Genomic DNA, 13,045 nt, shown 5'->3' with positions numbered 1-13,045 from the left:
TCACTCACCTCGTTCACGCACCAGGAAACAGGAGTTGCTCCATGCGGTCCCTCCACGGCCTTCCCCCTTCGTTCCGCTGGGGAGTCGCCACTTCGGCCTTCCAGATCGAAGGAGCCACCGCCGCCGACGGGCGGGGGCGGTCCATCTGGGACACGTTCTGCGAGACCCCCGGCGTGGTGGAGCGGGGTGACAACGGCGACACGGCGTGCGACCACTACCACCGGTGGGCCGAGGACATCGGGCTGATGAAGGAGCTGGGGGTGAGCGACTACCGCTTCTCCCTCTCCTGGCCTCGGGTCTTCCCCCAGGGCGACGGCGCCGTCAACCGTGCCGGCCTGGCCTTCTACGACCGTCTCGTGGACGGCCTGCTCGAAGCGGAAATCCGCCCGTACGCCACTCTCTACCACTGGGACCTGCCGCAGGCCCTGCAGGACCGGGGTGGCTGGCCGGAGCGTGCGACGGCGGAGCGTTTCGGTGACTACGCCGCGACGGTGGCCGAGGCGCTGGGCGACCGCGTCCAGCACTGGGCCACCCTCAACGAACCGTACTGCGCGGCCTGGCTCGGCCACCTCGAAGGCCACCTCGCCCCCGGGACGACGGACCTGACCGCCGCAGTTCAGGCCTCCTACCATCTCCTGCTCGGTCACGGTATCGCCGCCCAGGCGCTGAGGGCCAACGCCGCGCGCACCCCCGACGTCGGCATCGTCCTCAACCTGACTCCCTGCGAACCCGCCACCGACTCCGAGGCCGACCGTGCGGCCACCCGGCGGGCCGACGGGCACAGCAACCGCTGGTGGCTCGACCCGCTGCACGGGCGCGGCTTCCCGGCCGACATGCGCGAGGTGTACGGCGTCGACCTGCCGGAGCGTCCGGGCGACGCCGAGATCATCGCCGCCCCGCTCGACCACATCGGCGTCAACTACTACCTCCGGCAGGTGGTCGCCGCCGCCCCCGGTGAACCGGCGCCCTCCTTCCGTGCCGTGCCCGTTCCCGGGGCCCGGACGACCGCGATGGGCTGGGAGGTGCATCCGGAGGGCCTCGAACGGACGCTCATGAGGCTGCACGAGGAGTACGCCCCCGCCTCGATCGTCGTCACCGAGAACGGCTCCGCCCAGCACGACGTCGTCGGGGCCGACGGAACGGTGCACGACCCCGAGCGGGTCGACTTCCTGGAGCGCCACCTCAAGGCCTGCGCGTCCGCGGTACGCCAAGGGGTGCCCCTGGACGGCTACTACGCCTGGTCGCTGCTGGACAACTTCGAGTGGTGCTGGGGCTACGGCAAGCGCTTCGGGCTCGTCCACGTCGACTACGCGACCCAGCGCCGCACCGTCAAGACGAGCGGGAGGCGCTTCGCCCAGCTGATCGACGCCCACCGGAAGACGACCGCACCCGCCTGACGCGACAGCCGCGGCCGGCCCTTCACCCCCGCCCACCGGCGACCACGACGGACCGCTGGTGGGCGGCCACGGGGCCGGCCGCGCCGAGCCCCGGCCCACCCCACACACAGGGAGAAAAACAGTGTTCGCACCCTTCCCCGCGCTGCGTCAGCAGCTGAACGCCATGCTCCGGGACAAGGAGGAGCAGGGCCGCGACGTCACCGGCATGGCGGGCCGCCTGGAGCGGCTTCCGGACGACTACCAGGCCCTCGCCGGACTGGCTGCCGAGATCGACGCGGCACCGGTACGCGCGGACTGGCAGTACGTCGAGCCCAGCGACCTGGCGGGTATCCGCGCCGAGCAGGACCCGTCCGCCCGTCTGCTCCCGGAGGCTTCGGGCGCGGTGTGCGCCGAGACGGCGGGGCAACGGGCGCGTGCCGGGTTCCTGGGGTCGGTGGCGGGCTGCGTCCTGGGCAAGCCGGTCGAGGTCATGCCGACCCTCGACGAACTGCGGTCGGCTCTGGAACGGCTCGGAGAATGGCCCCTGCGGGACTACATCCCCTCCGGGCTGTGCACGGCGGGCGGCTTCCGTGCCTTCCACCCGGACTGGCCGGGGACCACCCGGGAGAACATCACCCAGGTGGTCCCGGACGACGACATCAACTACACGCTGCTGGGGGTGATGACGCTCGAACGGTACGGGCCCGGCTTCACCAAGGCCAACCTGCGGAGCATGTGGCTGGAGAACATCCCCTTCGCCTTCACCTGGGGGCCGGAGCGGACGTTCCTCACCCGTCAGGGCCTCGCGATGGGCCTGGACGACTACCCGACGATGACGCCCGAGGAGCTGGAGGCACTTCCGGCACGGCTGAACCCCGGCGACGAAGCGTGCGGCGCCATGATCCGCGCGGACGCCTACGGCTACGCCTGTCCGGGCCGTCCCGACCTCGCGGCCGAACTCGCTTGGCGCGACGCGTCGTTGACTCACCGTGGCAACGGGATCTACGGGGCGATGTTCGCGGCCGCCGCCATCGCCGCGGCCTTCACCGCCACCGACCCGCTGGACGTCTTCGCCACCGCGCTGCGCTACGTACCGCAGCGCAGCCGCTTCTTCGCCATCGTCTCGGACTCGCTCGGGCTGGTGGCGCAGGCACACGACTGGCTGGAGGGCTACCGGGCCATCCACGGCCGGTACGCGCAGTACGGCCACTGCCGTGTCTTCCAGGAGAGCGGGACCCTGATCAACACGCTGCGCTTCGCCTCGGACGTCGGCGACGGCATCTGCAAGCAGGTCAGCCAGGGCAACGACACCGACAGCTACGGTGCGACGGCCGGCTCCCTGCTGGGCGTGTACTTCGGCCCCGGGTACCTGGAGGAACGGTGGACCGCCCCGTTCAACGACGTGCTGCACACCCGGCTGGCCGGGTGGTACGAGAACTCACTGTCCGCTGCCGCCGACCGGGTGGCGGCGCTCCCCGCGCGCGTGTTGGGAGCCGCCGGGGCGACACCTCCCGGCCGGCCGTGAACCGGTGGCCGTGATCCGGTGGCCGTGATCCGGTGGCCGTGATCCGGTGGTGCCCGCGAGCCGCGGGCACCACCCCTCACACCGGTCAGGCCCCGACGATCCTGCCGCCGTCGAGGAACCGCTCGAACGCACCGTACGGCTCCCCGCCGTCCTCCGCCTTCTTCCTGACGATCTCGCCGGAGTACTGGGCCGTGTAGACGCGGCGGTAGCGGTCGGTGAGGTTGGGACCGCTGCGGTGGATCATCACGCTGGAGAACACCGCGATGGACCCGGCCGGAGCGACGACCGGTACCCCCGGGTCGGACCCGAAGTAGCAGACCTGGTCGTTGGTCCGCTCGTCCTTGATGTGCTTGATGTAGGAGCGGATGCCGGACCGGGAGTAGGGGAGCAGGTAGACGGCGCCGTTCTCCTCGGTGACGTCGTCGAGGGCGATCCAGCACGTGAGGTAGGGCTCGTGGTCCTCGTGCACGTAGCCGGAGTCCTGGTGCCAGGCGAACGAGGTGTCCTTGTCGCCGGCCTTGATGACGTACTGCTCCCAGAACAGGTAGGCCTCCGGGCCGAGGACGGCCCGGCAGATCTCCGCCATGGTCTCGCCGAAGAGGAACTGGCGCAGCTCCGGCAGGTCCTGGTAGTTCATGTTGCTGAAGTAGCGCTTGCCGCGCGCGTTGATGCCGAGCCGGTCCGCGCCGGCCGCGTCCATCGCCGCGTCCGTCTTCGCGACGGAGCGGTCGGCACCGCTGCGCAGCAGTTCGAGTTCCTCGGGCCGCAGTGCCGACTCGATGACGAAATAGCCGTCCCGGCGGTACTGGTCGGCCATCTCCTGGGTGACCAGGGCGGTGCGGCTGTGCTCGGCTGAGTCCGTGGTCATGCTGGGTCTCTCCTTGTGCTGACTGGTGCGCCGGGTGAGGTGTCCTTCCGGATCCGTGGTGGCAACGCTAGGGCGCCCGCCGGGGCGCGTGAATGGATGTCCTGACCGATGCATGTACGTTCTGGGCGGTGAATGCCATGACCCCGGGTGACCGGATCTTCAGGGTCGACGGACGACCGACGCGGCTCGGCCGGATACTGCTCGCCGGCGAGCTCGTCGACACCGAGCCTCTGCCGTCGGACAGGTTCAGGACGGCGCCGGGATGGGTCGTGTCCCATGTGATCAAGGGCAGCGGCACCTACCACGACGACGAAGGACGACAACAGGCGATCGAGCAGGGCATGGTCACGGTGGTCGCTCCGGGCGTGCCCCACCGGTACGGAACGCCGCCGGGGACCCCCTGGACGGAGCTCTTCACCATCGTCACCGGCCCGCTGACGGACACGCTCGCCGCCGTCGGCATCCTGGCCGGGAACGGTCCGCGCCTTCCGCGGACACCGGTCCCGGCACCCGCCCTCAGAGCCGTGCTCGCGGCCGGTCAGGCCGACGTCACCGAGGCCGAACACCAACTCCTCGCTCTCGCCGGCCTGCTGGTCGACATCACAGCGGCCGACACCCCCGGCACCACGAGACCACGCGGCCCCGTCGAGCAGGCGTGTGCCCTCCTGACCGAGGACCTGCGGGCGCCGGTGAACCTGCGCGAGGTCGCCGCGGCGGTGGGGCTGCCGTACGACACGTTCCGGCGGCGGTTCGTGGCCGAGGTGGGCCAGGCCCCGCTGGCGTACCGCAACGGACACCGGCTCCGGGAGGCGGCGGGGCTGCTGCGCATGACCACGATGACGGTCCGCCAGGTCGCCCGCCTCTACGGATTCCACGACGAGTTCCACTTCTCCCGCCGCTTCCGCGCGCACTTCGGGGCACCGCCCAGCGCGTACCGTCACGGCACCGGGGGGACCGAGGGCCGGTGACGGTCCGGGCCCTCCGGGCGGAGGGTCGTGTGCGGAAGGTCAGACGCCGCCGAGCGTCGACGCACGTTTCACCAGGCGCACCGCGAGCCGCGTGTCCCGGCTTGCGATGTGGGGCCGCCGCAGGCGCTCCAGCAGGTGCCACACGGCTTGCGCGCCGACGAGTTCCTTGTCGGTGGCGACCGTGGTGAGCGGGGGGTCCGAGACCTGGGCGTGCGGAATGTCGTCGTACCCGGCCACCGCGACGTCGTCCGGAACCCGCAGCCCGCGCAACCGCAGCGCCTCCAGGGCCCCCAGCGCGGACTCGTCGTTGGCGCAGAGGACCGTCGAGGGCGGCACCGGGAGGGCGAGCAGCTCGGTCATGCCCCGCAGGCCGCCTGCCATGTCCAGTGTGCCCGGCCGCACGTATCGCGGGTCGAAACCGACCCCCGCCTCGGTGAGTGCCCTGCGCAAGCCCGCCAGGCGGGCCCGTACCGGGGTGATCCGCTCGTCGGCGGAGACCACTCCGGGCATCCGTGGCACCCGGCCCAGCGACAACAGGTGTGCGGCGGCGAGATGGCCGCCCTTCTCGTCGTCGTGCCGCACATGGTCGACGGAGAGGCCGGTCGGCTCGCACTCCAGGAGGACGGCCGGAACCCCCCGGTCGAGCACGCGACGCAGGTACGCGTCGTCAACGGCGTGCCCCAGCACCAGTACGCCGGCCACCTCCGCGCGTTCCACGCACAGCGGCAAGGGCGCGGAGGCGGGGTCGGCCACCTCGAAGCGGAGGGAGATGCCGTGGTCGGCGCACGCCTGCTGGGCGCCGTGCAGTACCCGTGCGAAATAGGGGTTGGCGGGGGAGAAGGCCTCTTCCACCCAGGAGACGAACCCGAGATCGGTGACGGCGGGACGGGCGAGTCCCCGTGCGGGCGGTGTGTAGCCGATCTCCTCGGCGGCCTCGCGCACAGCCGTCCGGGTCCGCGCAGACACCCAGGTCTTCCCGGCGAACACGGCGGAGACGGTGCCGATGGCCACACCGGCCCGGTCGGCCACCTCCCGCATCGTCGCTCTGCCCGCCACCCGTCGCTCCGTCCGCCGTCCGCCCGGCACACCCGTCCGGCACCCCGCACCACCGGCTCTCCGGTGGGACCGACAGTATTCACCGGTCCGCGCAAGCGGACCTACCGGGGCTGCCCGCGCTCAGGGCCGCCCGCCCCCTCCCTCAGGCGACGGCGAAGTGGCTGCCGCCGGGGTGGCCGCTGCGCGGGAGTGGTGCTGGGCGAGCAGCGCCGTGTACCAGCGTGCGCTGTCCTTCAGCCTGCGTTCCTGCGTCGCGTAGTCCACGTGAACCAGTCCGAACCGCCGCCGGTAGCCCTCGGCCCATTCGAAGTTGTCCATCAGCGACCACGCGAAGTAGCCGCGGACGTCGGCGCCTTGGGACGCTGCCTCGTCCACCGCCGCGATGTGGGCGCTGAAGTAGTCCACCCGGCGGTCGTCGTGCACCCGGCCGTCGCCGGACACGCTGTCGTCGAACGCCGCGCCGTTCTCGGTGACGACGAGCGGAGTGCCCGGGTACTCGCGGGTCAGGCGCAGCAGCAGGCGGGTCAGGCCGTCGGGCACGATCTCCCAGCCGATGGCCGTCTGCTCGGCCCCGGTGGGGACGGTCTTCATGCCGCCGTTGTACGCCGGGCCCTCGCCGGCCTCGGGGTCGGCCGCGAAGGTGAGGTGGGTGTAGTGGTTGATCCCCAGGAAGTCGACCGGTTCCGCGATGGTCTCCAGGTCGCCGTCCACGACCGGCAGGCGCAGGTCGTCGCGTGCGATGTCGGCCACGACGTCCGCCGGGTAGCCGCCCCGCAGCAGGGGGTCGAGGAAGAGACGATGGGACACGCCGTCGGCCCTGCGCAGCGCGTCGAGATCGGCGGGGCTGTCACTGGCGGCGAGGTGGTCGCTGACGTTGAGGGTGATACCGACGCTGACGGGCCTGTCGGCCGCGGCCCGCAGCCGCTGTGCTGCCAGACCGTGGCCGAGCAGCAGGTGATGCGTGGCGCTGAACGCGGCCTGCGGGTCGCGGCGCCCCGGGGCGTGGACCCCTTCCGCGTAGCCGAGGAAGGCCGAGCACCACGGCTCGTTGAGGGTCGTCCAGTGCTGGACCCGGTCGCCCAGGGCGTCGAAGACCAGCCCCGCGTAGTCGGCGAAACGGTAGGCGGTGTCACGGTGGGGCCAGCCGCCGAGGTCCTCCAACCGCTGGGGGAGGTCCCAGTGGTACAGGGTCACCCACGGATCGACGTCCCGGGCGAGCAGTTCGTCCACGAGCCGGTCGTAGAAAGCCAGGCCCTTGGCGTTGGCCGGTCCCCTCCCCTGCGGCTGCACGCGCGGCCAGGCGACCGAGAAGCGGTAGGCGTCGACACCGAGGCCGGCGATCGTCTCGACGTCCTGCGGCATACGGCGGTAGTGGTCGCAGGCCACATCACCGTTCTCGGCTCCGGCGACTGCCCCAGGAGTGCGGCAGAACGTGTCCCAGATGGAGGGCTCCCGGCCGTCTTCGCCGACCGCGCCCTCGATCTGGTACGACGACGTCGCCACCCCCCACACGAAGTCCTCGCGCACGTGGGTCAGCGAGGGGTGCGGGCGCATGCCGAGGTGAGTGGGCTTCGCAGTGGTGTCCACGATTCTCCAGACGGATGGGGTGGAGGTGACGCACGTACCGGAATTGAACAGACAACTGAAGTCGCGGTCAATCGTTCAGTGGAGAATCCCCGCTGTGAGACGATCCGCAAGCGGGTTGAAGCGGTACGAGCCCGGATGAAGCGGCGCGGTCCTTCGCGCTTCCGGCACACCTCCTCGTCCTCGTCCGCTGAAATTTCTCCCCGTGTTCAATGCGATGAGGGTGGTGCGGCGGGGGCGGTGAGCGCCACGCGAGCGGCCGCTGACGGACACTTCTCCGGGGATCAGGCGGAGGCCCTGTCGATCACGGTGACCGGGTCGTCCCCGGCCACGCTCGCGAACGGCGTACGGCCGTGGTGGGCCTTGCGGTAGCTGCCCGGTGAGGTGTCACAGGTCTCGGTGAAGTGCGCGTAGAAGCTGCTCAGCGAGCCGAAGCCGACGGCAGCGGATATCTCGGCCACGGGCCGGTCCGTCGTGATCAGCAGCCGCTGGGAATCCGCCACCCGGCACTGGTTGATGTACCCGTTCAGCGTCGTTCCCAGGACTTCCTTGAACAGCGTCATGGCGTAGTGCGGGTGCAGGGGGATGCTGGCCGCGATGCGCTCGGCGGTGAGTGATTCACGGAAGTGCGCGGAGATGAACTGGGCCATCCGGGCCGCGTGCTCCACCGACCTGTGCCCCCCGGGCTCGTCCGCGTCCCGCGCGCCGGGAAAGGACTGGTGGACGAGCCTGCGCATCCGCGCCTCCATCTCCAGCAGGGCGATGCGGTGCAACTCGGCGTCGTCGGTGCTCAGGTCGGTCTGCCACCGGCTCAGCAGGTCGGCGTCCCCCTTCTGCCGGCCGGCCCTGCCGGTCTGTACCGGCTCGCCGTGCAGCAGGGCCGTCACGCCGGCCGCAGGCAGTCGCCAGCCCAGGAAGGTGGTCAGCGGGATGTAGAGCCACCCCATGGGGGTCTCGGGGGCCACGTGGATCAGTTTGTGCGGTATCGCGGCCCAGAAGGCCACCAGTTCCCCGGGCGCGAAGGTGAGCTGACGCCCTCCCACGATATAGATCAGCTCGCTGTCCATGCAGAGGTTCAACTCGATGTCGTCGTGCCGGTGGGCCCGTTCCATCAACATGGGCAGGCCGCGCCAGCAGGCGAGCATCGACGGGTCGGTACGGGGGGTGAGTGATTCCAGCATCTGAGGATCCAGGAAGGTCGAAGGAGCCGACAGGAGGAACCTGCAGGCTGGGCGCGGTTCCATGACGTGTGTCAGCAGTGTTCCATCCGGATTAACCCACGTCGACGAGGAGGAGCGATGACTGTTCTCCCCCTCGAAGTGGGCGGGTACCGGCTGGATTGTCCGCCGTCCGTGCGGCCCGGGAAGCGCCCGGCGGAACCGGAGTTACCGGGGCCCCGGCCGGTGTGACGTCGTCCGGCCCCTCCCGGCCCCGGCCGGGTGGTCACCGGGACGCTCCCTCGCGAGGGAGACCGGCAGGACCGGACGGCGCAGGTTCAGCCAGCAGTCAGGACCCCGCCCCGGCACGCGTGCCGTGCCGGCTCGGCGCGGGGGCCTGACACGACGGCACCGGTAACTCCGCGCGTCTGCCCCCCGGGCCGACGCGTTCTCACGTCCTGTCCACGGTGCGGGTGACAGGCGTGTACCGGTGAAGAGGCCGCCCCGGGACCCGGGGCGGCGCGAGTACGAGCGGTCAGCAGAGGGGCAGGAGCGATGGCGGCATCCCGCGACGCGGCACCGAGGTTCGGCGTGAACTACGTGCCCAGCAAGAACTGGTGGCACTCGTGGACCGAATGGGACGCGGTATCGGTCCTGGACGACCTGCGTGCCGTGTCGGACCTGGGCATGGACCACGTACGCGTCCAGCTGCTGTGGCCGGTGTTCCAGCCCGACCCCGCCGTGGTGAACCGCACGGCCCTGGAACGGCTGGCCGAACTGATGGACCTCGCCGATCGCCCCGACGTACGCCTGGACGTCTCGGTGTCGGTGCTCGACGGCTGGCTCAGCGGCTTCACCTTTCTGCCGGCGTGGCTCAAGGGCCGCTCCATGATCACCGACGAGGACGTGGTCCGCGCGGAGCTGCTCCTGTTCGACGCGGTCGCCGAGTGCGTCGGCGGCCACCCCCGCTTTCTCGGTTTCGACCTCGGCAACGAACTGTCGGTGCCCAGCGGCGACGTGCCTGCGGCAGCGGGAGATCAGTGGGCCGCTCGCCTGCTGGACCACTGCGAGGCCATCGCGCCCGGTGGCTTCCACGTCAACGGCGTGGACCATCAACCCTGGTTCGAAGCGCGTACGTTCTCCCCCGCGGGAGCCGCCGCACAGGGCTCAGCCAGCGTGCTGCACTGCTACCCGTACTGGACGGGCGCGATCGAGCGCTACGGACAGGACGGCACCGGTGTCCTGCACCTCGGCGAGTACATGGCCGAGCTCGCCGAGGCGTACGCCGAACGGCCGAGGCGGCCGAAGTGGCTCCAGGAGTTCGGAGCCTCGCCGGTGGAACGTCCGGCGGAGTCGATCCCGCAGTGGGCGGACACCTTCGTCCGCAACACGCTTTCCTCGGAGGGCATCTGGGGCTGCACCTGGTGGGGCAGTCACGACATCGATCGGCGCTACACCGCCTTCGTGGAGTACGAGTACGACCTCGGACTCCTGACCGTGGACAACGAGGTCAAGCCGACCGGTGCCCGCCTCGCCCGCCTCATCAAGGACCTTCGGGCCGAACCGGTCCGGCCCGTCGGCCGCCACGTCGGACTGGTCCTCCCCGAGGGAGGGGACAGAGGACTCAAGGCCGCCGACCGCTTCTTCTCCCTCATCGACGAAGGGGTCAGGCCGGCACTCGTCCTCCCCGAGCACGTCGACGACACCGCGCGTCTGGCCGCGCGCGGCATCCGCGAACTCGTCCACCACTGACGGGCGAACCGCACCGACAACGATCCGCCCGCCCCACCCGGGCACGAAGGGGTGTTGCCCGGGCGGGCAGGCAGACAAGCACGACGCGAAGGGAGAGCACAGCGGCCCCGGGCACCCCACGGAGTAACCGGAGACACCGCCTCGTGGGTGAGGGCCCGAACGGCCGGACCACCGGTCCGGAACGCGTCGTTCCCACCGGCGGCCCCGGAATGCCCGGTCCCTTCCTTCGGCCGGTTCGCCCGCGACCGGCGCAGGCACCGGGACGATCACACGGACCGGACCACGACGGCGGCACGTTGCCGCGGGGACCCGGCGGGGACCGTGGCGCACACGCATCCGCCGCCACGCCTTGACCAGGCTCTTCCGGTCTCCAGCACCCTCCCGCCCGCCGGACCCGTTCCCCACGGAACACAGGCGGGCGCCGTATCACCAACCGCCTTGTCCACCGACCCACCAGAACGATGTGCACGTCGTTTCCACCGATGAAAGAGGTTCGCGCCGTGGTCTCCCTCCACCCGCCTTCGTCCCCTTCGGCGCAGTCCCCTCACTTCCCGTTGCTGTTCCCGGCTCTGCACGCGATCGGCGACCGGCGTACGAGGCTGCTGCTCCAGCAGTCGTCCACCGCCCTCCCGGCGGTCGTCTGGTGCGGGACGGCCTCCGGAGCCGAGGGAGCCGCTGCCTGGAGCGCCGAGCAGGCGGAACGCGCCGCGGGCGCGGAGTCGGCGGTACCACTGCTTCCGGAACACTGGCGAGGCTGGTTCGGACGCCCCGGCCTGAGCGGCCACCGCCTGGCCGGCACCGGCGACGACCCGCGCAGCGGCCGGGACTGGGCTCCGGCGTTCACCCTGGACAGTGCTCGCGTCGAAGGCGCCGTCCTGACGATGGAGGCGCACGACACCGTCGCCGAACTGTCCCTGACCACGACCGTGGAATCGCTGGCGGGCGGTCCGCTGCGGGTGCGCCACGCACTCGTCAACACCGGACGTGCGCCCTATGTCGTGGACTCCCTCGACGTCGTCGTCCCCGTACCGGCCACGGCACGCGAGGGACTCGACTTCACCGGCCGGATCCTGCACGAACGCACCCCGCAGCGCCGCCCCCTCGTCGACGGGCTGTGGCTGCGCGAGAGCCGCAGAGGCAAGCCGGGCCACGACTCGGCCACGCTGAACATCGTCGGCACCAGCGGCTTCGGGTTCGCCTCGGGCGAGGTGTGGGGCGCGCACGTGGGATGGAGCGGCAACCAGGTCTACCGCACCGAACTGCGCGAGGACGTGCTCACGATCGGCGGTGGGGAGCTCCTGCTGCCGGGCGAGGTAGCCCTCGGCCAGGGCGAGAGATACGAGACACCGTGGGTGTACTTCGCCGCCTCCGACGAGGGTCTCGACGGACTGGCCGAGCAGTTCCACACCTACGTGCGATCCCTCCCCGCCCACCCCGCCTCGCCCCGGCCGGTGAACTTCAACGTGTGGGAGGCGGTCCTCTTCCACCACGACACGGCGGAGCTGATCGAACTCGCCGAACTCGCCGCCGAGGTGGGAGCCGAGCGGTACGTCCTGGACGACGGGTGGTTCCACGGCCGGCGAGCGGACAACGCGGGGCTGGGCGACTGGTGGGTCGACGAGGCCGTGTTCCCGGACGGACTGAACCCTCTCGTCACCCGCGTCCGGGAGCTCGGGATGCAGTTCGGGCTCTGGGTGGAGCCCGAGATGATCAGCCAGGACTCGGACCTCTGCCGCCGGCACCCCGAGTGGATCCTGTCCACCGGAGAGCGGGTACCGCTGCTGGAACGCAACCAGCTGGTCCTGGACCTCTCACGGCCCGAGGCCGTGGAGTACCTGCTCGGACGCATCGACGCCCTGCTCACCGAGTACGACATCTCGTACGTGAAGTGGGACCACAACCGGGCGCTGCTGGACGCGGGCTCGGGCCGAAGCGCCGGAGGGCCGGCCGTCCACGCGCAGACCCTCGGCTACTACACCCTGCTCGACGAGCTTCGCCGACGGCACCCGCACGTGGAGTGGGAGTCGTGCTCGGCCGGAGGCGCCCGCGTCGACCTGGAGGTCCTCGACCGCGTCCAGCGGGTCTGGGCCTCCGACATGACCGATGCCCTGGCGCGCCAGCCGATCCAGCGATGGACCGGCCAGCTCGTGCCCCCGGAGTACCTGGGCGCACACGTCTCCGCGCCCTACTCCATGTACACCGGCCGGTACGTGCCCCTCGCCTTCCGGGCCGCGACGGCCTTCTTCGGGCACTTCGGCATCGAGTGGGACGTACGCGAGGCCGGCCCGCAGGAACGGGACGCGCTCAAGGGCTGGGTCGAGCTCTACAAGGAACACCGGACGCTCCTGCACACCGGGAGGGTCGTCAGGGCGGACACCGGCGAGGGCCGGCCGTGGATGCACGGGGTCGTCGCCCCGGACGCCACCGCCGCCCTGATGGCCTGCGTGCAGTTCGACGACGGGCTGAACACCACACCGCCGCGGATGACCATCCCCGGACTGCTTCCCGACAGGCAGTACCGCATTCGTTCGATCCAGCCTCCGACGGAGGTGGCGGTATCGCGTGCCGATCGTGTCCCCGGCCTGCCGGAGGACGGCGCGGTGGTCTCGGGGGCCGTGCTCGGCCGGGTCGGAGTCACCATGCCGCAGCTGCGCCCCCTGCAGGTCGTGCTGCTGCTGGCGGAAGTCGTCTGAACCGTGCGTGACGGGCGGCGCGAGTGAGAGGAGCGCCCCCCGGCAGGCTTGTCGACCGCCACACCG

Annotated in this window: 9 protein-coding genes; 5 read left to right on the top strand and 4 right to left on the bottom strand. The window is 71.1% G+C overall.

What is annotated here, in order from left to right:
• Positions 1–41 precede the first annotated feature (41 nt).
• Positions 42–1,397 (top strand): GH1 family beta-glucosidase, encoded by a 1,356-nt coding sequence (locus AB0J21_RS27865; RefSeq protein ID WP_363148887.1) that lies wholly within the window; start codon positions 42–44, stop codon positions 1,395–1,397.
• A gap of 121 nt (positions 1,398–1,518) precedes the next feature.
• Positions 1,519–2,901, top strand: coding sequence for an ADP-ribosylglycohydrolase family protein (locus AB0J21_RS27860; RefSeq protein WP_363148886.1), 1,383 nt, complete (start codon positions 1,519–1,521; stop codon positions 2,899–2,901).
• Between the two features lie 85 nt (positions 2,902–2,986).
• Here AB0J21_RS27860 and AB0J21_RS27855 read toward each other — a convergent pair whose 3' ends face one another.
• Complete coding sequence (locus AB0J21_RS27855) at positions 2,987–3,769, bottom strand: phytanoyl-CoA dioxygenase family protein (protein ID WP_363148885.1); 783 nt, start codon at positions 3,767–3,769, stop codon at positions 2,987–2,989.
• A gap of 137 nt (positions 3,770–3,906) precedes the next feature.
• Here AB0J21_RS27855 and AB0J21_RS27850 point away from each other — a divergent pair, with 137 nt between their 5' ends.
• Entirely contained in the window at positions 3,907–4,737 is an 831-nt protein-coding gene (locus AB0J21_RS27850; protein WP_363149015.1) for an AraC family transcriptional regulator, read from the top strand.
• A gap of 39 nt (positions 4,738–4,776) precedes the next feature.
• On the opposite strand, the gene AB0J21_RS27845 is transcribed toward AB0J21_RS27850, so the two are convergent.
• From AB0J21_RS27845 to AB0J21_RS27835, 3 genes are all read right to left on the bottom strand, one after another.
• Positions 4,777–5,793 carry a LacI family DNA-binding transcriptional regulator gene (locus AB0J21_RS27845; RefSeq protein WP_363148884.1) on the bottom strand — a complete coding sequence of 339 codons (1,017 nt, stop codon included), beginning with the start codon at positions 5,791–5,793 and terminating at the stop codon, positions 4,777–4,779.
• Positions 5,794–5,913: 120 nt separating this feature from the next.
• Positions 5,914–7,347: a GH1 family beta-glucosidase gene (locus AB0J21_RS27840; RefSeq protein ID WP_363149013.1), complete on the bottom strand. Its 1,434-nt coding sequence runs from the start codon at positions 7,345–7,347 to the stop codon at positions 5,914–5,916.
• Positions 7,348–7,661: 314 nt separating this feature from the next.
• Positions 7,662–8,558 (bottom strand): helix-turn-helix domain-containing protein, encoded by an 897-nt coding sequence (locus tag AB0J21_RS27835; protein WP_363148883.1) that lies wholly within the window; start codon positions 8,556–8,558, stop codon positions 7,662–7,664.
• A gap of 531 nt (positions 8,559–9,089) precedes the next feature.
• Between AB0J21_RS27835 and AB0J21_RS27830 the strand changes: the two genes are divergently transcribed.
• Both AB0J21_RS27830 and AB0J21_RS27825 read left to right on the top strand, forming a co-directional pair.
• Complete coding sequence (locus AB0J21_RS27830; RefSeq protein ID WP_363148882.1) at positions 9,090–10,286, top strand: glycosyl hydrolase; 1,197 nt, start codon at positions 9,090–9,092, stop codon at positions 10,284–10,286.
• Positions 10,287–10,786: 500 nt separating this feature from the next.
• The gene (locus tag AB0J21_RS27825) at positions 10,787–12,979 is read left to right on the top strand and encodes an alpha-galactosidase (protein ID WP_363148881.1); all 2,193 of its coding nucleotides are present in this window, start codon (positions 10,787–10,789) and stop codon (positions 12,977–12,979) included.
• The last annotated feature ends 66 nt before the right edge of the window (positions 12,980–13,045 follow it).

Source organism: Streptomyces sp. NPDC049954, from assembly GCF_040656295.1.
GTDB lineage: Bacteria > Actinomycetota > Actinomycetes > Streptomycetales > Streptomycetaceae > Streptomyces.
This window is presented reverse-complemented; position numbering and strand designations above follow the sequence as displayed.